We start from the raw sequence: 19,606 nt of genomic DNA, 5'->3' as shown, positions 1-19,606 counted from the left end.
CCGGCCGGAGCCCGGCGGCCGGCCTACGAGCTGACCAGCTGGCCGGTGTCCACCGACACCGTCGCCGTGGCCGCGCGCCGGGCGTCGCCCGTCACCTCGGACGCCGTGAGCGCGTACCCCGTCTCGGCGTCCGAGGTGGAGCGCGCGAAGACCACCCCGAACACCTTGCCGGCCGTGGTCAGCAGCGGGCCGCCGGAGTTGCCCGGCCGGACCGTGGAGCGGATCGAGTAGATGTCCCGGGTGACCGCGGCGTCGTTGTAGATGTTCTGCCCGGTCGCCCGCACCCGGCTCGCCACCGTCGCCGCCTGCAGGTCCAGCCCGCCGTCCTGCGGATAGCCCGCGACGACGGCCGAGTCCCCGCGCGTCGCGCTGGTGTCGAAGTGCAGCACCGGGGCGCTCAGCCCGGGCACATAGAGCACCGCCACGTCCCGGTCGGGGTCGAAGAGCACCACCCGGGCCGGATACGACCGCCCCACGCCGCCGACCCGCACGCTCGGGTGGTCGATGCCCGCCACCACGTGCGCGTTGGTCATCACGTGCTGCGCGGAGTAGACGAAACCGCTGCCCTCGCGGCCCTCGTTGCCCGCGGCGCCCTCGATCTTCACCGTGCTCAGCTTCGCGGCACTCGTCGCGGCCGGGGTGACGCTGTCACCGGAGGGCCGGGCCACCCTTGCCGTCGACTCGTTCTCGAACGGGTTGAAGACCTGCGGGAAACCCGCCTCGGTCAGCGCCGAAGTGGCCCGTGAGAACCACGCGGGCGTGGTGTCCGGCATCGCGTCCTGCACCGCGCCCAGCAGCGTCGAGTTCCGTATCGCCGCGTTCAGCGTCTGCGACGGGGCCGCGCCCAGCACGCTCGCCGCCACCCAGGCCACGATCAGCACCGCCACCGAGTTCGCCGCCGCGCCCCCGAGCCCGTCCAGCACCCGCAGCGGACCCCGGTCCAGCTCCCCGCGCAGGCGCAGTGCCAGCCGGCCCGCCAACTCGTGCCCCACCACCGCGGGCACCAGGACCGTCACCACCGCGAGCGCCGTCGCCTGGGCCGTGCCGCGCTCCACCAGGCCGGTCACCCAGGGCAGCACCCACACGCCGACGACGGCACCGCCGACGAACCCGGCCAGCGAGACGCAGCCGGCCACCAGCCCGCGCCGGTAACCGGACGCCGCGTAGACGAGGATCACCAGCACGAGCACCAGGTCGAGCAGGTCCACGGAGCCGCCTTTCTCTCGGACCCCTCAGTACGCACGGGACGGGTCCGGTGATCAGTCACCCACTCACGGGCACGGCCACCGGGCGGCGAACCGGCCACGTATGTGTGTACCCCCAGAAACGTGCCGGACCGGGATGATGGTTCCGCCAGGTGGCAGAGCGCACATCGCGGGCACGGCCCGGCCGCCCGAGAGTGGGCTCATGCACGCCGTCCGAAAAAGACTGGAGACGCTCGGCAGGCGCAAGCCGCTGGGCGGGCCGGGGACACCGCAGCCGAAGCTGCCGGGGACACCGGAGCCGGGGGAAACCTCCGGTATGCAGCGTATGCCGGAGACCGCCCGGATGCCGGGGGCAGCCGGGCTGCCGGAGTGCTCCGGGGAGCGGCGGACGTCCGCGGCCCGGGGGCGCACGGGACTGCTGGAACTCCTGAGACCACATCTGAGGCTCCTGATATCCATGAGACGCCTGAGACCGAGACCCATGAGACAGACGAGACACCTGAGACGCCGGAGCGCTGACGAGACCCCGCAGGCTCCGACAGACCTGAGCACCACGGAGGGGTCCGGGTTCCCACCGACGCCGAGCAGGCGGACGCCGGGGGCGGGAAGGGCACCGGAGCTATCCGCGGGTCCGGGGACACCGGGGATGCCGAAGCCGCCGGACCCGCCCGGGCCGCCGGACACCCTGGACACGCAGGGTCCGCCGGACACGCCCGGTCTGCTGGAGACGCCGGAGGGGGCGGGTACGCCGGAGCCATGCCGCCGGGGAGCCCGGCGGATACCCGGCGCCCTGCTGGTGCTGCTCGGCTGTCTGCCCGGGCTGGTGTCAGTCCTCGTGCTCGCCCTGAGCGCCGGCGGCGCCGAGCGCCCCGCCACGGCGGGCCTCGACCGGCCCGTCCGGCTCCGCACGCCGGTCACCCACCGCGCCCCCCGGCCGCACATCGTGCCCCGCTCCGTCTGGCTGGGCACCGCCGGGCGCGTCCAGCCGCCGCCGCGCTACGACGACAAGGTCGTCGCCGTCTTCCTGCACCACACCGACTCGCCGAGCGACTACAACTGCGCCGACGCGCCGGAGATCATCCGCCGCCTGTACGCCGGCCAGACCGGCGTCCGGAACTGGGACGACATCGGCTACAACTTCATCGTCGACCGCTGCGGCACCATCTACGAAGGCCGCGCCGGAGGCACCGACCGGCCCGTCACCGGCGCCCACACCCAGGGCTTCAACCACCGCACGGCCGGCATAGCCGCCCTCGGCACCTTCACCGCCGGTGTCCCCGTGCCCCGGGCCATGACGGACGCGATCGCCGCCCTGGCCGCCTGGAAACTGGGCCTGGCCGGCATCGACCCGCGCGCGAGCGTCCGCCTGGTCTCCAGCAACAGCCTCAGCCGCTACAAGCAGGGCACCACCGCCACCCTGCCCGCCCTGGCCGGCCACCAGGCCGGGTTCATGACCAGCTGCCCCGGCGCCGCGCTCACCGCCCGCCTCCCCGAGATCAGGGAGAAGGCCGCGCGCCTGCAGGGCCGGACCGCCACGGCACGGCTCACAGCAATCCCCTAGGCACCACGCAGCCCGCTCCGAGCCCCGCGCCCTACGGTCGTGCACATCACCAGCCGACCGGAGGTGGGGATCATGAACAGCAGTCGTGTCCGAGCGAAGTCCCCGGACGAGAGCACGGTCGAGGGCACGGCCGGGACCACGGAGCGGGCGAGGGGGACCGGGACCGCGCGCGGTCCCTGGGCGGTGCTCTGCGCGGTCGCGACCGTCGTTCTCGGCCCGGCCGCGGCCACCGCGTCCGCCCTCGACCAGGCCAACGCCGCGCCGCTGCACCACGCGGTGCGGGCCGACCAGATCCAGGTGTACCTGCCTGCCGACAGCACCCGCAGGCGCACGGCCGACTGAGCCGGGCCGGGCTACTCCCGGAAGCGGTCCCACAGCCGCGGGAAGCGGTCGGCGAGAGCCCGCTCGTTCTCGAAGTCCACCGGCGAGCCCTCCGGTTCGGCGGGCGCCGGGGCGATGCCCAGGTCGGGCGCGACGGTGCCGGTCAGCTGCTCATAGGCTTCGTCCGCGGCGTAGCCCAGTTCCTCGCCGTCGCCGTCGATCTCCTCGTCGAACTCCTCCAGCAGTTCCGCCAGCGAGTCGGGATCGTGCAGGGCGCCCTCGTAGACCTCCCGGCCCTGGCCGATCAGCCAGCACCGGAAGAAGTCGAACGCGTCGTCGCTGGCCCCGTCCAGCAGTACCCAGGCCGCGCCCCACAGGTCCCATCGGTAGGCGCGGTTGTAGCGGGCCTCGAAGTGACGGGCGAAGTCCAGAATCAGCTCGGGGTCCAGCTGGAGCAGCCGGTCCACGAGCACGTCGGCCTGTTCCTCGGGGTCACCCTCGGCGGTCTCGCGGGCGGCGTCGATCAGCTCCCAGAACTCCGTCTCGTCCATCACGCCACCAGCATCGGGCCTCCACCGGTGGGGCGCACGCGGAGTACGCCGGAGTGCGGCGGATCGTTATCCGGCGTCCGATCCGGCGTTCGTACGGCCCCGGGGGCGCGGATCGCCGTACAGCGCGGCCAGCCGCGCCGCGTCCCGCGCGAACCGCTCCCGCAGGGCCTGCGGGGCCAGCACCTCCGCCTCCGCACCCAGCGCCGTCAGCTGTCCGTGCGCCACCTCCTCGGACTCCACCCGCAGCGTCACCGTGACCCAGCCGGCCCCGTCCGGCTCGCACGGCCCGCTCAGCGCCTCGCGCGCCGCCAACGGATCGACGGCGTACCGCAGCATCCGCACCCCCTCCGGGGACAGCCGTACGACGACCTCGGCGTGCAGGATCGAGCGCGCGAACCGCTCGGCCTGCTCGGCCCAGTGGCCGGGCAGATCGAACTCCGGATCACGGGTGAAGCGTTCCTGCAGGGTTTCCACGGCGCCGAACCGGTCGATCCGGTAGGTCCGGAACGAGCCGGCGCCGGCCACCCGCGCGCACAGGTACCAGACGCCCGCCTTGAGCACGAGCCCGTACGGCTCCAGCACCCGCTCCACCTCACTCTCGCCGCGCCGGTAGCGGGCGAGGACGCGGTGGTCGTCCCACACCGCCCGCGCGACCGCCGGCAGCAGCGCGGGCGTCTCCGGTTCCCGGAACCAGGCCGGCGCGTCCAGATGGAACCGCTGGGCGGCGCTGTCCGGGGCGTCCCGCAGCGAGGGCAGCAGCGCCGCGGACACCTTCAGCCGGGCCGCGGAGGCGGCGTCCTCCAGCCCCATCTCCCGCAGCGCCCCCGGCACCCCGCTCAGGAACAGCGCCTCCGCCTCGCTCCTGGCCAGCCCCGTCAGCCGCGTCCGGTACCCGCCGACCAGCCGGTAGCCGCCGGCCCGGCCCCGGTCCGCGTACACCGGCACGCCCGCCTCCGACAGCGCCTGCGCGTCCCGGGTGACCGTCCGCTCCGACACCTCCAGCTCCCGGGCGAGTTCGGCGGCGGTCATGGACGGCCGGGACTGCAGCAGGAGCACCATCTTGATGAGCCGGGCCGCGCGCATGGCGCCAGCCTGTCACGAAGCCCGCCGGCCCGGCGGTGATCTCCTACGTGGAGGCACATGGGGAGCGGGGAAGGGGTGGGGCATGCGGGGGGAGATCCTCGACGGCCGGTACGAACTGGTCGAACGGCTGGGCCGGGGCGGGATGGGGCAGGTGTGGGCGGCCCGCGACACCCGGATGCACCGGGAGGTCGCGGTCAAGCTCGTCACCGCGCTGCCCGGGATCGGCGAGCACGAGACCTTCCTCCGGTTCCGCCAGGAGATCCGGTCCGCGGCACAGCTGCCCGGCAGGTACACGGTCATCGCCCACGACTGCGGCGAGGCCGTCCTGGACGACGAACGCGTGCTCCGCATGGTGATGGAACGCCTGACCGGGCGGACCCTGTACGACGCGGTCGTGCAGGAACGTCCGTCCTGGCGGCGCGCCGTGGCCTGGGGACGGCAGGTCGCCGCCGCGCTGGACGCCGCGCACCGGCAGGGCACGTGCACCGGGACATCAAGCCCGAGAACGTCATGTTCGACGCCGAGGGCGATCTGAAGGTGCTGGACTTCGGCATAGCCAAGTTCCTCGGCGACACCGTGCTCGTCAGCGGCCTGACCGGCACCGGCGTCGCCATCGGCAGCCTGCTGTACATGTCGCCGGAGCAGGCGCGCGGCGAACGCACCGTGGACCACCGCACCGACCTGTACTCCTTCGGCTGCCTGCTCCACTTCATGCTCACCGGCCGGCCCCCGCTGGTCGCCGACAACCCGTACGCGCAGATGCACCTGCTCTTGGAGGGGCGGATCGAGCCGGTGCGCAGGCTGAACGCAGCCGTCCCGCCCGAGCTGGACACGCTCGTCCTCGATCTGCTGTCGCGCACCCCCGAGGAGCGACCCGCCACGGCCCGCGAAGTCCTCGACCGGCTGGACGAGCTGGGCGCCGAGGCGGCATCCCCGACGGGGCCGGCCGCCGCCGGGGGAGAGGCCGCCGCGCTGCGCGAAGCCGCCCTGGAGGAGGCCCGGGAGCTGCGCGAGGAGGCCGCGCGCGCCGCCGGGCAGCACCGGGAGCTGGCGGAGGCGGCGGCCCGGCAGGTGCGCGCCGACACGGAGGCCTACGTTCACGGAGCGCAGGACCCGGGCCGAGCGCGAGGGCGTGCGGATCGTCGAACAGGCGAAGGCCGAGGCCGCCGGGCTGCTGCCGCAGGCCCAGCAGGACGCGCAGGCCAAGCGCGAAGAGGCCGATGCCCTCTTCGAGGAGACCCGCGCCGTGGCCGCGCGGGCCGCCGCCGACTTCGAGACCAACCTCGCCAAACGGCGCGAGCAGTCCGAACGGGATCTTGCCGCGCGGCAGGACAAGGCGCAGAAACGGCTCACGGAGATCGAGGGGCGTGCCGAGCAACTGCGCCTGGAGGCCGAGAGGTTGCGCACCGACGCCGAGCGCCGGGCCGAGGAGATGGTGACCGAGGCGCAGGAGAAGGCCGGCCGGATCCTCTCGAACGAGGCGCTGAGCGGGCTGAGACGCACGGTCGCCGCGATCATCGCCGACAGCAGATTCACCCCGGTCGGCGGACTGGTCGAACAGCGCGCCACGATCATGCGCGAGCTGACGGAACTGCACACGGCGCTGACCGGATGGGAGCAGACCGCGCAGGCACCGCGCCCCACCAAGGGCTGACACAACGCCGTCGCGGCGGACGGAGAAGGCGCACCCTCCCTGTCCGCCGCAACGGCGACCGATCAGGCTTACAGCCCGTACTTCTCCCGGGCCTCCTTGACCGCAGTGGCCTTCACCTCGCCGCGCTTGGCGAGCTGGGCCAGCGCCGCGACGACGATCGACTCGGCGTCGACGCCGAAGTGGCGGCGGGCGGCATCACGGGTGTCCGACAGGCCGAAGCCGTCGGCGCCCAGCGAGGACCAGTCCTGCTCGACCCACTGCGCGATCTGGTCCGGGACCTGGCGCATGTAGTCGGAGACGGCCAGCACCGGGCCCTCGGCGCCCTGCAGCGCCTGGCGGACGTACGGCACCCGCTCCTCGCCGCGCAGGAGGGCGGCGTCCGCCTCCATCGCGTCGCGGCGCAGCTCGGTCCAGGAGGTCGCCGACCAGACGTCGGCCGCGACACCCCACTCCTCGGCGAGCAGCTTCTGCGCCTGAAGGGTCCAGTGGATCGCCGTACCCGAGCCCAGCAGCTGGATCCGCGGGGCGTTGGCGGCCGGGGACAGGCCCGCCGACTCCACCGTGTTGAAGCGGTACAGGCCCTTGACGATGCCCTCGTCGATGCCGAGGCCGGCCGGCTTGGCGGGCTGCGGCAGCGGCTCGTTGTAGACCGTCAGGTAGTAGAAGACGTTCTGGTCCTCGCCCGGCTTGGCCTCGCCGTACATCCGGCGCAGACCCTCACGGACGATCACCGCGATCTCGTAGGCGAACGCGGGGTCGTACGTCAGCGCGGCCGGGTTGGTCGCGGCGATGACCGGGGAGTGGCCGTCGGCGTGCTGCAGGCCCTCACCGGTGAGGGTCGTACGGCCCGCGGTCGCGCCGACGAGGAAGCCGCGGCCGAGCTGGTCGCCGAGCTGCCACATCTGGTCGGCGGTGCGCTGCCAGCCGAACATCGAGTAGAAGATGTAGAACGGGATCATCGCCTCGCCGTGCGTCGCGTACGCGGTGGACGCGGCGATGAAGTCGGCCATCGAACCGGCCTCGGTGATCCCCTCGTTGAGGATCTGGCCGTTCTTGGCCTCCTTGTAGTACATCAGCTGGTCGCGGTCGACCGGCTCGTACGTCTGGCCCTTGGGGGAGTAGATGCCCAGGGACGGGAACAGGCTCTCCATGCCGAAGGTGCGCGCCTCGTCCGGGACGATCGGCACCCAGCGCCTGCCCGTCTCCTTGTCGCGGACCAAGTCCTTGACCAGCCGGACGAAGGCCATCGTGGTGGCCACGTTCTGCGAGCCGGAGCCCTTGTCGAAGGAGGCGAAGGCCTTCTCGGCCGGGGCCGGCAGCGGGGCCAGGGCGTGCGTGCGGCGGGCCGGGGCGGGGCCGCCGAGGGCCGCGCGGCGCTCCTGCAGGTAGCGGACCTCGGGGGAGTCGGCGCCCGGGTGGCCGTAGGGCACCACGCCGTCGGCGAAGTCGCTGTCCTTGATCGGCAGGTCGAGCAGGTCGCGCATCGCCTTGAACTCGTCCACCGTCAGCTTCTTCATCTGGTGGTTGGCGTTCTTCGACGCGAAGCCCTCGCCGAGGGTGTGGCCCTTGACCGTCTGGGCCAGGATCACGGTCGGCGCGCCCTTGTGCTCGACGGCGGCCTTGTACGCGGCGTAGACCTTGCGGGCCTCGTGGCCGCCGCGCGAGAGGTGGAAGCACTCGAGGATCTTGTCGTCGCTCAGCAGCTTCGCCATCTCCGCCAGCGCCGGGTCCTTGCCGAAGAAGTCGGCGCGGATGTAGGCGGCGTCGCGGGTCTGGTACGTCTGGACCTGCGCGTCCGGTACCTCGCGCAGGCGGCGTACCAGCGCACCCGTGGTGTCGAGGGCGAACAGCTCGTCCCAGGCGGTGCCCCACAGGGTCTTGACGACGTTCCAGCCGGCGCCGCGGAACTGGGCCTCCAGCTCCTGCACGATCTTGAAGTTGGCGCGGACCGGACCGTCGAGGCGCTGCAGGTTGCAGTTGATGACGAAGGTGAGGTTGTCCAGCTCCTCACGGGCGGCGAGCGCGAGCGCCGCGGTCGACTCCGGCTCGTCCATCTCGCCGTCGCCGAGGAACGCCCACACGTGCGAGGCGGAGACGTCCTTGATGCCGCGGCTGGTCAGGTAACGGTTGAAGCGCGCCTGGTAGATCGCGGAGAGCGGGCCGAGGCCCATCGACACCGTCGGGAACTCCCACAGCCAGGGCAGGCGGCGCGGGTGCGGGTACGACGGCAGGCCGTTGCCGCCGGCCTCCTGGCGGAAGTTGTCCAGGTGGTGTTCGTTCAGCCGGCCGTCGAGGAAGGCGCGGGCGTAGATGCCGGGAGAGGCGTGGCCCTGGATGTACAGCTGGTCGCCGGAGCCGTCCTGCTCCTTGCCCTTGAAGAAGTGGTTGAAGCCGGTCTCGTACAGCCAGGCGGCGGAGGCGAAGGTGGCGATGTGGCCGCCGACGCCGTACTTCGAGCCACGGGTCACCATCGCGGCCGCGTTCCAGCGGTTCCACGCGGTGATCCGGGCCTCCATCGCCGGGTCGCCGGGCACCGCGGGCTCGGCGGCGGTCGGGATGGTGTTGACGTAGTCCGTCTCGAGGAGCTTCGGCAGCGCGATGCCGCCCGCCTCGGCGCGCTCCAGCGTGCGGCGCATCAGGTACGCGGCGCGGTGCGGCCCGGCCTCCCTGGCGACGGCGTCGAGGGAGGCCTGCCACTCGGCGGTCTCCTCCGGGTCGCGGTCCGGGAGCTGGTCGAGCGCGCTCGGCTGGATGGCGTTGGGGTCGGTCATGTCGCCGCCTTCCTCAGTCGAAGGGGGTTCCCTCATCGGTAAGGGTTCGGGGGTGCCCTAGGTCTTTGGCAGGACAGGGCTAGGACCTCGGTGGAAGTCCGTCGGCGACTGTAACTCGCTGATCGATGATCGATCAAAGGGTTGAGGTCGAAAAATGCTTGAAACCGGGAAAGTAGGCACCCGGTGCCTTCGACGATGGCACCGGGTGACGCCAAATCGCCTTGTTTTCGCAGGTGAGCGTGGGGATGCTCGACTGCGTCGGGTCCGCGTCAGGCGCGCGGCGCGCAGCCCAGGACGTGCGCCTTCACGATCTCCGCGATCCGGGGGTCCCGCCTCTTGAAGGCGGCCACCAGTTCCTCGTGCTCCTCCGCGTACGACTGCTGGACCGTGCCCAGCCAGCGGATGGACAGCGCCGTGAACACCTCGATGCCCAGGCCCTCCCAGGTGTGCAGCAGCACGGAGTTGTGCGCGGCGCGCACCAGTTCCCGGTGGAAGCCGACCGTGTGACGGACCTGGGCGGTGCCGTCGGCCTCGCGGTCGGCCTCGTACAGCGCCAGTACGTGCGGCTCCAGCGCCGAGCAGTCCTCGGCGAGGCGGGCGGCCGCCAGCTCCGCAGCGATGGCCTCCAGGCCCGCCCGGACCGGGTAGCTCTCCTCCAGGTCGGCCGCGGACAGGTTCCGCACGCGGACGCCCTTGTTCGGCGCGGACTCGATCAGCCGGAGGGACTCCAGCTCCCGCAGCGCCTCCCGTACCGGCGTCTGGCTGACCTCCAGCTCCGTGGCGATCCGCCGCTCCACGATCCGCTCACCCGGCTGCCAGCGCCCGCTGACGATCCCCTCCACGATGTGCTCGCGGATCTGTTCGCGCAGCGAGTGGACGACGGGCGCGGTCATTGAGGGCTCCTTCGGGAGGGCTGACGTTTAGACAATACGGCGGGTTCGCTCCGTGGGTAGGGCGCGTGGGCGTGCTTTGGTGCAGGTGAGACGAGGCGCACATGCCCACTGGGGGGCATGGCGGCGCCGAAGGGGCAACGCGCCGTCCGCCGGTCCCGCACCTGTCGAACCCGCCTTCGATCAGGTTGATCTCGCACACGGAGCAGGGCGGCCGAGGCAGAGCGGAACGGGGGCGCGGTGGGTCAGAAGCAGCTCGTCGCGCGCCTCGTGGGGGAGATCCGGGAACCGCCGGCGCTCGGGCTCGACGAGAGCGAGTACGCCGTCGGCGCCGCCGAGCTGGGCATGGGGGTCGAGGCCCCGGACCAGCTCGACGTGAGCGGCCGGCTCGCGCCGGTGGCGGCACGCCTCGCCCGGCGGCGCCCCGCTCGTAACGACTCGTAACGAGCAGAGCCCCCGGCCGGAGAAGGACTCCGGACGGGGGCTCTCGCCGTACTGCCTGATCAAGGAGATCAGAGACCGAGCTCGACCTCGAACTCGCCCGCCTCCAGGATCGCCTTGACCGCCGTCAGGTAACGGGCCGCGTCGGCGCCGTCGACCAGGCGGTGGTCGTAGGACAGGGTCAGGTAGGTCATGTCGCGGACGCCGATGACCGTGCCCTCCTCGGTCTCGATGACGGCCGGACGCTTGACCGTGGCACCGATGCCGAGGATCGCGACCTGGCCCGGCGGCACGATGATCGTGTCGAACAGCGCGCCGCGCGAACCGGTGTTGGAGATGGTGAAGGTCGCACCGGACAGCTCGTCCGGGGTGATCCTGTTGGCGCGGACCTTGCCGGCCAGCTCCGCCGTGGCCTTGGCGATGCCCGCGATGTTGAGGTCGCCGGCGTGCTTGATGACCGGGGTCATCAGGCCCTTCTCGGAGTCCACCGCGATCCCGATGTTCTCGGAGTCGAAGTAGGTGATCGTGCCCTCGGCCTCGTTGATCTTGGCGTTGATGACCGGGTGGGCCTTCAGCGCCTGGGCCGCCGCCTTCACGAAGAACGGCATCGGGGAGAGCTTGACGCCCTCGCGCGCGGCGAAGGAGTCCTTGGCCTGGGTGCGCAGGCGCATCAGGCGGGTGACGTCGACCTCGACGACCGACGACAGCTGCGCCTGCTCGTGCAGCGCCTTGACCATGTTGTCGCCGATGACCTTGCGGATGCGCGGCATCTTGACGGTCTGGCCGCGCAGCGGGGAGACCTCCAGCGCCGGGGCCTTCTTCGCGGCGGCGGCAGCCGGAGCGGCAGCGGCCGGAGCCGGAGCGGCGGCGGCCTTCGCGGCCTCGGCGGCGGCGATGACGTCCTGCTTGCGGATACGGCCGCCGACGCCGGTGCCCTTGACGGTGGCCAGGTCGACGCCGTTCTCGGCGGCGAGCTTGCGCACCAGCGGGGTCACGTACGCGCCCTCGTCCGTCGCCTGGGTGGCGGTCGGGGAGGTCGGCGCGGTGGCCGGGGTCAGCGGAGACGGGGCGGGCGCCGGAGCGGCCGGAGCGGCCGGGGCAGCGGCGGCGGGCGCCGGAGCCGGGGCGGCGGGGGCCGGGGCGGGCGCGGCCGGGGCGGCCGGAGCCACGGGGGCGGCCGGAGCCGGGGCCGGAGCCGGGGCGGCCGGGGCAGCGGCGGCGGGGGCCGGGGCGGCCGGAGCCGGAGCGGCGGCCGGGGCGGCACCCGGGGCGCCGATGACGGCGAGCTTGGCGCCGACCTCGGCGCTCTCGTCCTCGTTCACCACGATCTCCAGCAGCACGCCGGAGGCGGGCGCCGGGATCTCGGTGTCGACCTTGTCCGTGGAGACCTCGAGCAGCGGCTCGTCGGCCTCGACGGAGTCACCGACCGACTTCAGCCAGCGGGTGACGGTGCCCTCGGTGACCGACTCACCGAGGGCGGGCAGGACCACGTCCGTGCCGGTGGCGCCACCGGCCGGAGCGGCCGGGGCAGCGGCGGCGGGAGCCGGGGCGGCCGGAGCCGCGGGGGCCTCGGCGGCCGGGGCCGGAGCGGCCGGGGCCGGAGCCTCGGCAGCGGCGGGGGCCGGGGCGGCCGCGGGGGCACCGGTGCCGTCGTCGATCACGGCCAGCTCGGCGCCGACCTCGACCGTCTCGTCCTCGGCGACCTTGATGGAGGCAAGCACGCCGGCGGCGGGCGAGGGGATCTCGGTGTCGACCTTGTCGGTCGAGACCTCGAGCAGCGGCTCGTCGGCCTCGACGCGTTCGCCCTCGGCCTTCAGCCAGCGGGTGACAGTGCCCTCGGTGACGCTCTCACCGAGCGCCGGAAGGGTTACGGAAACCGCCATGGTTTCGGTTGCTCCTAACGAATTGCGGAAGTCTGTGTCGTCGCGCCCGTTGACCGAAGGCTCAGTCGTGGGAGTGCAGCGGCTTGCCGGCGAGCGCCAGGTGCGCTTCGCCCATCGCCTCGTTCTGCGTCGGGTGGGCGTGGATGAGCTGGGCGACCTCGGCCGGCAGCGCCTCCCAGTTGTAGATCAGCTGGGCCTCGCCGACCTGCTCACCCATGCGGTCGCCGACCATGTGGACGCCGACGACGGCACCGTCCTTCACCTGGACGAGCTTGATCTCGCCCGCGGTGTTCAGGATCTTGCTCTTTCCGTTGCCCGCCAGGTTGTACTTCAGAGCGACGACCTTGTCCGCGCCGTAGATCTCCTTGGCCTTGGCCTCGGTGATGCCGACGGAGGCGACCTCCGGGTGGCAGTACGTCACCCGCGGGACACCGTCGTAGTCGATCGGAACGACCTTCAGGCCGGCCAGACGCTCCGCCACCAGGATGCCCTCGGCGAAGCCGACGTGCGCGAGCTGGAGCGTCGGGACGAGGTCACCGACGGCGGAGACGGTCGGGACGTTGGTCCGCATGTACTCGTCGACGAGGACGTAACCGCGGTCCATGGCGACCCCGGCCTCCTCGTAGCCCAGGCCCTGCGAGACCGGGCCGCGGCCGACGGCGACGAGGAGGACCTCGGCCTCGAACTCCTTGCCGTCCGCCAGGGTGACCTTCACGCCGTCCTGGGTGTACTCGGCCTTCTGGAAGAAGGTGCCGAGGTTGAACTTGATGCCGCGCTTGCGGAACGCGCGCTCGAGAAGCTTCGAGCTGTTCTCGTCCTCGACCGGGACGAGGTGCTTCAGGCCCTCGATGACCGTGACGTCCGAGCCGAAGGACTTCCACGCCGAGGCGAACTCGACGCCGATGACACCGCCGCCCAGGATGATCGCGGACTGCGGCACGCGGTCCAGGACGAGGGCGTGGTCGGAGGAGATGATGCGGTTGCCGTCGATCTCCAGGCCCGGCAGCGACTTCGGCACGGAGCCGGTCGCCAGCAGGACGTGGCGGCCCTGGATGCGCCGGCCGTTCACGTCGACGGAGGTCGGGGAGGACAGACGGCCCTCACCCTCGATGTAGGTCACCTTGCGGGAGGCGATCAGGCCCTGCAGACCCTTGTACAGGCCGGCGATGACGCCGTCCTTGTACTTGTGGACGGCCGGGACGTCGATGCCCTCGAAGGTGGCCTTGACGCCGAACTGCTCGCTCTCGCGGGCCTGGTCGGCGATCTCGCCCGCGTGGAGCAGGGCCTTGGTGGGGATGCAACCCCGGTGCAGGCAGGTGCCGCCGACCTTGTCCTTCTCGATCAGGGCGACGTCCAGGCCCAGCTGCGCCCCGCGCAGGGCCGCGGCGTAACCACCGCTACCACCGCCGAGGATCACTAGGTCGAAAACGGTGCTGGCGTCGTTCGCCACGTCACGTCCTCCATGCATGTGCGCCTTGCGCCGATCTCCTGTGACCGGCGGGCGGCTGGTGTCCGGCCGCTTGATGCTTCGGCCCTTCGGTGGGGGCCCTGTCCTGCCGGGCTCCATCTTTGCACTTGTTCGAGGCGGACGAGACGCCGGGCTCGAGTGTGAGACACCCCACGTACAGCTGAAAACGAAGGTGCGCGTGCCGAGGGGCGCGGGGCTGTGTCTGACATGCGGATCCGTCGCGTGGGCGCGAACACCCCCCACGCGACGGATCCGTACTACGGAACGGACCGAGCCATCAGGCGTTTCAGCCCAGGTCACCCGCAGCCGTGAGCTCCGCCAGACGGACCAGCGTCCGCACCGCTGAACCCGTGCCGCCCTTCGGCGTGTACCCGAACGGCCCACCCTCGTTGAACGCCGGCCCGGCGATGTCGAGGTGCGCCCAGGTGATCCCCTCGCCCACGAACTCGCGCAGGAACAGACCGGCGACCAGCCCGCCGCCCATCCGCTCGCCCATGTTCGCGAGGTCGGCGACCTGGGACTCCATGCCCTTGCGCAGGTGCTCCGGCAGCGGCATCGGCCAGGCCGGCTCGCCGACCTCATCCGCCGCCTCGTGCACCACCGAGCGGAACGCGTCGTCGTTGGCCATGACACCGAACGTCCGGCTGCCCAGCGCCAGCATCATCGCGCCGGTGAGGGTCGCGACGTCCACGATCGCGTCCGGGTTCTCCTGCGAGGCCGCCCACAGCGCGTCGGCGAGCACCAGCCGGCCCTCGGCGTCGGTGTTGAGGACCTCCACGGTCTTGCCGCTGTACATGCGCAGCACGTCACCCGGGCGCACGGCGGAGCCGGAGGGCATGTTCTCGGCCAGCGCCAGCCAGCCGGTGACGTTGACCTCCAGGCCGAGGCGCGCCGCGGCGACGACGGCGGCGAACACGGCGGCGGCACCGCTCATGTCGCACTTCATCGTCTCGTTGTGCCCGGCCGGCTTCAGCGAGATGCCGCCCGAGTCGTAGGTGATGCCCTTGCCGACGAAGGCCAGGTGCTTCTCCGCCTTCGGGTGCGTGTACGTCAGCTTCACCAGGCGCGGGGCTGCCGACGAGCCGGCGCCGACGCCGAGGATGCCGCCGTAGCCGCCCTTGGCCAGGGCCTTGTCGTCGAGCACCTGGACCTTGATGCCGTGCTCCTTGGCCGCGGTCTGCGCGATGCCGGCGAAGATGGCGGGGGTCAGGTCGTTCGGCGGGGTGTTGATCAGGTCGCGGGCGCGGTTCAGCTCCTCGGTGACCGCGACGGCGCGGGCGACGGCCCCCTTGTGGGCGGCGTCGCGCGGCTTGCCCCCGAGCAGCGCGGCCTCAGCGAGCGGCGCCTTGCCGTTCTTGGCCTTCCCGCCGTTGCCGTTCTCCTTGTAGACGTCGAAGGAGTACGCACCGAGCAGGATGCCCTCGCTGATCGCGCCGAGGGCGCCAGGGCCGTCGACGGGCAGCGCGAACGCGGCCTTCTTGGAGCCGGCGAGCGCGCGGGCGGCCACGCCGGCGGCCTTGCGCAGCGCCTCGGCGCCGTAGGTGTCGTCCTCGCTCTTGGCGTCCGGCTCCGCGCCCAGGCCGACCGCCACGACGATCGGCGCCTTGAAGCCGGCCGGAGCGGGCAGCTTCGTCAGCTCGCCCTCGGCACCCGCGGCGCCGAGGGTCTCCAGGACGCCGGCCAGCTTGCCGTCGTACGCCTTGTCCACGGCCTCGGCGCCCGGCGCTACGACGGGGCCCTTGGTGCCCTTGGCGACACCGATCACGATCGCGTCGGCCCGCAGGCCGGGCGCCGCAGAGGTGCTGAGAGTCAGAGCAGTCACGGTGGTGAATTCTCGCTTCCGATGTATTGCGATCCTCGATCGCCCTGTAGGGCAATCGCCTGTGCAGGGGTGGGTGGGCCCGAGAGCCGACCTTAGGCCCAGACCTGGGCGCGGAGGGCAACGGGGCCTTCACCCTGTCGGCGAACACCCGGGACGAGACTACGCGCGTGCGCGCGTTCGCTCATTCCTGCGGGCGTTCACCTGCGCGTGGCGTCGTGGTCACTTCCGCCGCCCGCTCACCGCGCCTCGCGCCGTGGCCGTCGCGTTCCGGCGCACCGTCCGTCCGCCGGGCCGGTCGGCGCGATCACCGCCGAGGTGTGCAGTGAGGCCTCCCGTACACCCGCCTCGACCTGGACGACTCGGCGCGGCCGGCCCTCACCGCCGGCCGGGCGGGCCCCTTCGGCTGTCGCGCCTGGTGTACGGCGTCCCGGCCGGGGCGGACATCGCCGGTGCCGTACGGGAGCGGGGCGCCGCCGTGGAGTGTGCGGTGCGGCGCGGGCGCTCACCCCTGGGGCACGCTGCCCATCGGGCTGGACTGCCCGAGCCGAAACACGGCCACCACGGAGGTGCCGGCCAGCCGGTCGGCGAGGGAGCGGCGGCCGGGGAAGACCACCGTCAGGGCGTTGACCAGGAACAGCACCACCGCGATGGCCCACACCAGTACCGAAAGAACGAACCTGCCCTCGACCAGCAGCACACAGGCCAGCGCGTACACCGCTACGTCGGCGACGGTGGTGACGGCGGCGCGGCGCAGGGCGTGCCGGGACAGCCGCGGGGTCACGCGCAGGCCGAGCAGGCCCTTGCCGAGGGTGCGGCCGAGCAGCGCGAGACAGGCCCACTGGTAGAGGAACGTGGCGAGGACGAGCGCGCCGAAGGCCTCCTCCACGTCCAGGACCACCTGGTCCCACAGGGACAGTCCGAGGTGTTCGGAGGCGCCGACGACGTCACCGCGCGAGGTCACGAGGTCCAGACCGCCCCTGGTGGCCAGTGAGGGCACGTCCGTGACGAGAGCGGCGATGCGGTGGAAGGTGAGTACGGCCAGCAGGGCGGCCGCCGCAGCCACGAGCGCGAAGTCTATGAACCAGGCCAGGGCGCGGCGCAGCTTCAGCACGGAAGTCCCCCGAATCACAACTGCCTTCTCCGTGTACGGCCGAGAAGCTTATCGGCCCAGGGACAGCACCACGAGAGCGGTGGTCGCGGACGTCTCCGCCAAGGCGCCGAAGACGTCACCCGTCACCCCGCCGAAGCGGTTCGTGCAGCGGCGCAGCAGGAGTTCGGCCGTGGCCAGGGACAGCAGGACCGCTGCCGCCGCGCGCACGGCGCCGTACGGGCCCAGGGCCGTCCCCCAGGCCGCCGAACCGATCGTGAAGGCCGCGGTGACGGCCAGCACGCCCGGTACCGGAACCACCCCGGCGACCGCCGCCCCCAGCCCCTCCGGGCGGGCGGCCGGCACCCCGGTGCGGGCGGCCAGGGTGAGCGCGAGCCGGGCCGTGATCGCCGAGAGGACGGCCGCCAGGGCACCCCGCGCCCAGGAGCCGCCGTACAGCTGTGCCAGCACCGCGACCTGCGCCAGCACCACCAGGACCAGGGTGATGACCCCGAACGGCCCGATGTCCGACTGCTTCATGATGCGGAGCGCGTCCTCGGCGGGTTTGCCGCTGCCCAGGCCGTCGGCGGTGTCGGCGAGGCCGTCGAGGTGCAGCCCGCGGGTGAGCGTCGCCGGTACGGCGACGGAGGCGACGGCGGCGAGCAGCGGGCCGGCGCCGAGGAGGAGCAGCAGCAGTCCCGCTCCGGCCGCGCAGAGGCCCACGACCAGACCGGCGACCGGGGCGTTCATCATCCCGGCGCGTGCGGCCTCGCGGTCCCAGCGGTGCACCCGGACGGGCAGCACGGTGAGGGTGCCGAAGGCGAAGCGGAGGCCGTCGAGCGGTGAGGACTTGGGCACCGGCGAAGGTTACCGGGCGGTCGCGGAGCCGCTCTCCGCACCCGGGGATAGGGTGCGCATATGGGGCACTGGTGGGTGCGGAACATCGTCGAACCGGGCAAACTCCCGCTGCTGCTCGCCCTCGCCGCCTTCCTGCTCACCTTCGTCGTCACGCGGGTGATCACCCGTCTGATCCGGGCCGGCAAGGGCCCGTTCAAGAACGTCAGGGCGGGCGGGCTGCACATCCACCACGTCGTCCCCGGCGTCGTCCTCACCCTCGTCGGCGGGTTCGGCGCGGTCGCCAGCGGCCGGAACGGCGCGGGCGGTGCCATCGCCGCCGTGCTGTTCGGGATGGGCGCCGGGCTCGTCCTGGACGAGTTCGCGCTGATCCTCCACCTGGACGACGTGTACTGGAGCGAGGAGGGCCGCAAGAGCGTCGAGGTCGTCGTGCTCACCGCCGCGCTCGTCGGGCTGCTGCTCGCCGGCTTCGCCCCGTTCGGCGTCAACGACCTCTCGCAGCAGGAGCTGCAGGACCGCGGCGGCGCCCTCAGCACCATCGGCGTGAACTTCCTCTTCGCGCTGATCGCCCTGAGCAAGGGCAAGGCGCGCATCGCGGTCTTCGGGGTGATCGTGCCGCTGGTCGCGCTGGTCGGCGCGATCCGGCTGGCCCGCCCCGGCTCCCCCTGGGCCCGCCGCTTCTACGGCCGCCGCCCCCGTGCCCGCGCCAAGGCTGCCCTGCGCACCTACCGCCACGACCGCCGCTGGACCAGGCGGACCCGCGCGGTCCAGGACTGGATCGGCGGCAGACCGGACCCCCGCCCGGCCCGGCTGCCCGACCGCCGCTGAACGGGCTGTACTGCGTGGCCGTTCGGGGGCGGGGGGCTGCCCCGGTGCCTGTCGGTACGACCCGCGCTGGGTCCGGCGGACCGGCGCGGTTCGGGACTGGGTGGGTGGCAGAGCGGACCCGCGCCCGGCCCGGCTGCTCGACCGCCGCTGAGCGGGGTGTACTGCGTGGCCGTTCGGGGGCGGGGGGCTGCCCCGGTGCCTGTCGGTACGACCGGCGCTGGGCCCGGCCGGCCTGCGCGGTTCGGGACTGGGTCGGTGGCAGAGCGGACCCGCGCTCGGCCCGGTTGCCCGATCGTCGCTGAGGGCTGTACGTACGGGGCGGGAGCCGGGCTCGGGTTCGCTGTGGGTCCGGCGTTTCGGCGGTCGCCGCGCCCGTGTCTGGTGGCACGATCGGCGCTGGGCTCGGCGGAGTCTGGGTATTCAGGGCCGGATCGGCGGCAGGTCCGACCCGCGCCCGGCCCGGCTGCCCGGTCGTCGCTGAACGCGCCGCGTCGGACGGCCGTACGCGCGGTGCGGGCGCAGCCGCAGCCCGTAGCGGTGCCGCACCGCCACCGCGAGGCAGATCAGCCCCACCGCCATCAGCGCGGCCAGATGCTCCTTGCCCGCCAGGTTCTCCTTGACCAGCACCTCGGCGACCATCGCCAGGGTCACCGCGCCCGAGGTGACGTACGCGCCGTAGCGCCAGCTGACGAACACGGCGAGACCCACCACGGCCGCCGACGGACCGGTGTCCACCACCTGCGCGTCCGTCCACGGCAGCCCGAACGGGGCGTGCGCGCCCAGCGAGATGCCGACGCGCGCGTACAGGGTCCCGGCGAGTGTGGCGGCGTACGCGATCACCAGGGTCCGCCACCAGCCGATGCAGATCTCCGCGATCCCGAACACCAGCAGGATCTGCGCCAGCGCGCCCCACACCGGCAGATCCAGCGCCGGCACGAAGAGGGAGAGGGGAGTGCGGAGCAAGGCCAGCCACAGCGGGTCCTGGGCCCGTACGGCGCCCATGTTCTGCACGAGCTGGTAGCCCCACGGCTGGTTCTGCACGTACTGCAGCAGGGCCGTCAGACAGACCGCGCCGAGCGTCATCGGCGCCGCCCGCAGACGCCGCTCCAGCGGGGCCGCGCGTACGGTGACGTACAGCGGCCCCCACTCCTCACGGGCCCAGCGGGCGAGCGCTCTCATCGGTCGG

At 72.8% G+C, this 19,606-nt stretch carries 16 protein-coding genes and 2 pseudogenes; 7 read left to right on the top strand and 11 right to left on the bottom strand.

What is annotated here, in order from left to right:
- Positions 1–23: 23 nt before the first annotated feature.
- Positions 24–1,208, bottom strand: a complete 1,185-nt coding sequence (locus LMU33_RS11730) for a MarP family serine protease (RefSeq protein ID WP_228619828.1) — start codon at positions 1,206–1,208, stop codon at positions 24–26.
- Positions 1,209–1,851: 643 nt separating this feature from the next.
- Between LMU33_RS11730 and LMU33_RS11725 the strand changes: the two genes are divergently transcribed.
- Both LMU33_RS11725 and LMU33_RS11720 read left to right on the top strand, forming a co-directional pair.
- Entirely contained in the window at positions 1,852–2,766 is a 915-nt protein-coding gene (locus LMU33_RS11725; protein ID WP_308280771.1) for a peptidoglycan recognition protein family protein, read from the top strand.
- 72 nt (positions 2,767–2,838) lie between these two features.
- Positions 2,839–3,108, top strand: a complete 270-nt coding sequence (locus LMU33_RS11720; RefSeq protein WP_228619827.1) for a hypothetical protein — start codon at positions 2,839–2,841, stop codon at positions 3,106–3,108.
- Between the two features lie 11 nt (positions 3,109–3,119).
- Here the strand turns inward: LMU33_RS11720 and LMU33_RS11715 are convergent, their stop codons facing one another.
- Together LMU33_RS11715 and LMU33_RS11710 are read right to left on the bottom strand one after the other, a co-directional pair.
- Entirely contained in the window at positions 3,120–3,641 is a 522-nt protein-coding gene (locus tag LMU33_RS11715) for a DUF4240 domain-containing protein (RefSeq protein WP_228619825.1), read from the bottom strand.
- A gap of 63 nt (positions 3,642–3,704) precedes the next feature.
- A complete protein-coding gene (locus tag LMU33_RS11710) occupies positions 3,705–4,721 on the bottom strand; it encodes a helix-turn-helix transcriptional regulator (RefSeq protein WP_228619823.1) in 1,017 nt (338 codons plus the stop codon).
- Positions 4,722–4,803: 82 nt separating this feature from the next.
- Here LMU33_RS11710 and LMU33_RS42300 point away from each other — a divergent pair, with 82 nt between their 5' ends.
- The 3 genes and pseudogenes from LMU33_RS42300 to LMU33_RS11700 all read left to right on the top strand — a co-directional run.
- Positions 4,804–5,256, top strand: coding sequence for a protein kinase domain-containing protein (locus LMU33_RS42300; protein ID WP_228619821.1), 453 nt, complete (start codon positions 4,804–4,806; stop codon positions 5,254–5,256).
- Positions 5,232–5,558, top strand: a pseudogene (locus LMU33_RS42295) (protein kinase domain-containing protein); the annotation flags it as partial. The gene LMU33_RS42300 and the pseudogene LMU33_RS42295, both read left to right, overlap by 25 nt.
- 147 nt (positions 5,559–5,705) lie before the next feature.
- Positions 5,706–6,181 (top strand): annotated as a pseudogene (locus LMU33_RS11700) (cellulose-binding protein); the annotation flags it as partial.
- Between the two features lie 262 nt (positions 6,182–6,443).
- Here LMU33_RS11700 and aceE read toward each other — a convergent pair.
- Complete coding sequence (aceE, locus tag LMU33_RS11695) at positions 6,444–9,146, bottom strand: pyruvate dehydrogenase (acetyl-transferring), homodimeric type (RefSeq protein WP_228619820.1); 2,703 nt, start codon at positions 9,144–9,146, stop codon at positions 6,444–6,446.
- Positions 9,147–9,415: 269 nt separating this feature from the next.
- On the bottom strand, positions 9,416–10,039 hold the full coding sequence (locus LMU33_RS11690; protein WP_228619816.1) for a GntR family transcriptional regulator: 624 nt from the start codon (positions 10,037–10,039) through the stop codon (positions 9,416–9,418).
- A 237-nt stretch (positions 10,040–10,276) separates the two neighbouring features.
- Between LMU33_RS11690 and LMU33_RS11685 the strand changes: the two genes are divergently transcribed.
- Positions 10,277–10,480: a hypothetical protein gene (locus LMU33_RS11685; RefSeq protein ID WP_283844122.1), complete on the top strand. Its 204-nt coding sequence runs from the start codon at positions 10,277–10,279 to the stop codon at positions 10,478–10,480.
- A gap of 68 nt (positions 10,481–10,548) precedes the next feature.
- Here the strand turns inward: LMU33_RS11685 and sucB are convergent, their stop codons facing one another.
- From sucB to LMU33_RS11660, 5 genes are all read right to left on the bottom strand, one after another.
- Positions 10,549–12,360: a 2-oxoglutarate dehydrogenase, E2 component, dihydrolipoamide succinyltransferase gene (sucB, locus tag LMU33_RS11680; protein ID WP_228619814.1), complete on the bottom strand. Its 1,812-nt coding sequence runs from the start codon at positions 12,358–12,360 to the stop codon at positions 10,549–10,551.
- 61 nt (positions 12,361–12,421) lie between these two features.
- Positions 12,422–13,810 (bottom strand): dihydrolipoyl dehydrogenase, encoded by a 1,389-nt coding sequence (lpdA, locus tag LMU33_RS11675; protein WP_228619812.1) that lies wholly within the window; start codon positions 13,808–13,810, stop codon positions 12,422–12,424.
- 304 nt (positions 13,811–14,114) lie between these two features.
- A complete protein-coding gene (locus LMU33_RS11670; protein ID WP_228619810.1) occupies positions 14,115–15,650 on the bottom strand; it encodes a leucyl aminopeptidase in 1,536 nt (511 codons plus the stop codon).
- A gap of 502 nt (positions 15,651–16,152) precedes the next feature.
- Positions 16,153–16,761 (bottom strand): RDD family protein, encoded by a 609-nt coding sequence (locus tag LMU33_RS11665; RefSeq protein ID WP_228619809.1) that lies wholly within the window; start codon positions 16,759–16,761, stop codon positions 16,153–16,155.
- A gap of 48 nt (positions 16,762–16,809) precedes the next feature.
- A complete protein-coding gene (locus LMU33_RS11660) occupies positions 16,810–17,595 on the bottom strand; it encodes an adenosylcobinamide-GDP ribazoletransferase (RefSeq protein WP_228619807.1) in 786 nt (261 codons plus the stop codon).
- Positions 17,596–17,655: 60 nt separating this feature from the next.
- Here LMU33_RS11660 and LMU33_RS11655 point away from each other — a divergent pair, with 60 nt between their 5' ends.
- Complete coding sequence (locus tag LMU33_RS11655; protein WP_228619806.1) at positions 17,656–18,420, top strand: hypothetical protein; 765 nt, start codon at positions 17,656–17,658, stop codon at positions 18,418–18,420.
- 420 nt (positions 18,421–18,840) lie between these two features.
- Here the strand turns inward: LMU33_RS11655 and LMU33_RS11650 are convergent, their stop codons facing one another.
- Positions 18,841–19,599 carry a hypothetical protein gene (locus LMU33_RS11650; protein ID WP_228619804.1) on the bottom strand — a complete coding sequence of 253 codons (759 nt, stop codon included), beginning with the start codon at positions 19,597–19,599 and terminating at the stop codon, positions 18,841–18,843.
- Between the last annotated feature and the right edge of the window lie 7 nt (positions 19,600–19,606).

It is taken from the genome of Streptomyces barringtoniae, assembly GCF_020819595.1.
GTDB classification, from domain to species: Bacteria; Actinomycetota; Actinomycetes; order Streptomycetales; family Streptomycetaceae; genus Streptomyces; species Streptomyces barringtoniae.
The sequence above is the reverse complement of the archived record's forward strand: the minus strand, read 5'-3'. Positions and strand labels throughout refer to the sequence as shown.

Coding starts and splice junctions, on each gene's coding strand:
- LMU33_RS11725 (WP_308280771.1), top strand. CDS start 1,852: ATGCCGAAGCCGCCGGACCCGCCCGGGCCGCCGGACACCCTGGACACG.
- LMU33_RS11720 (WP_228619827.1), top strand. CDS start 2,839: ATGAACAGCAGTCGTGTCCGAGCGAAGTCCCCGGACGAGAGCACGGTC.
- LMU33_RS11710 (WP_228619823.1), bottom strand. CDS start 4,721: ATGCGCGCGGCCCGGCTCATCAAGATGGTGCTCCTGCTGCAGTCCCGG.
- LMU33_RS42300 (WP_228619821.1), top strand. CDS start 4,804: ATGCGGGGGGAGATCCTCGACGGCCGGTACGAACTGGTCGAACGGCTG.
- aceE (WP_228619820.1), bottom strand. CDS start 9,146: ATGACCGACCCCAACGCCATCCAGCCGAGCGCGCTCGACCAGCTCCCG.
- LMU33_RS11690 (WP_228619816.1), bottom strand. CDS start 10,039: ATGACCGCGCCCGTCGTCCACTCGCTGCGCGAACAGATCCGCGAGCAC.
- sucB (WP_228619814.1), bottom strand. CDS start 12,360: ATGGCGGTTTCCGTAACCCTTCCGGCGCTCGGTGAGAGCGTCACCGAG.
- LMU33_RS11655 (WP_228619806.1), top strand. CDS start 17,656: ATGGGGCACTGGTGGGTGCGGAACATCGTCGAACCGGGCAAACTCCCG.
- LMU33_RS11650 (WP_228619804.1), bottom strand. CDS start 19,599: ATGAGAGCGCTCGCCCGCTGGGCCCGTGAGGAGTGGGGGCCGCTGTAC.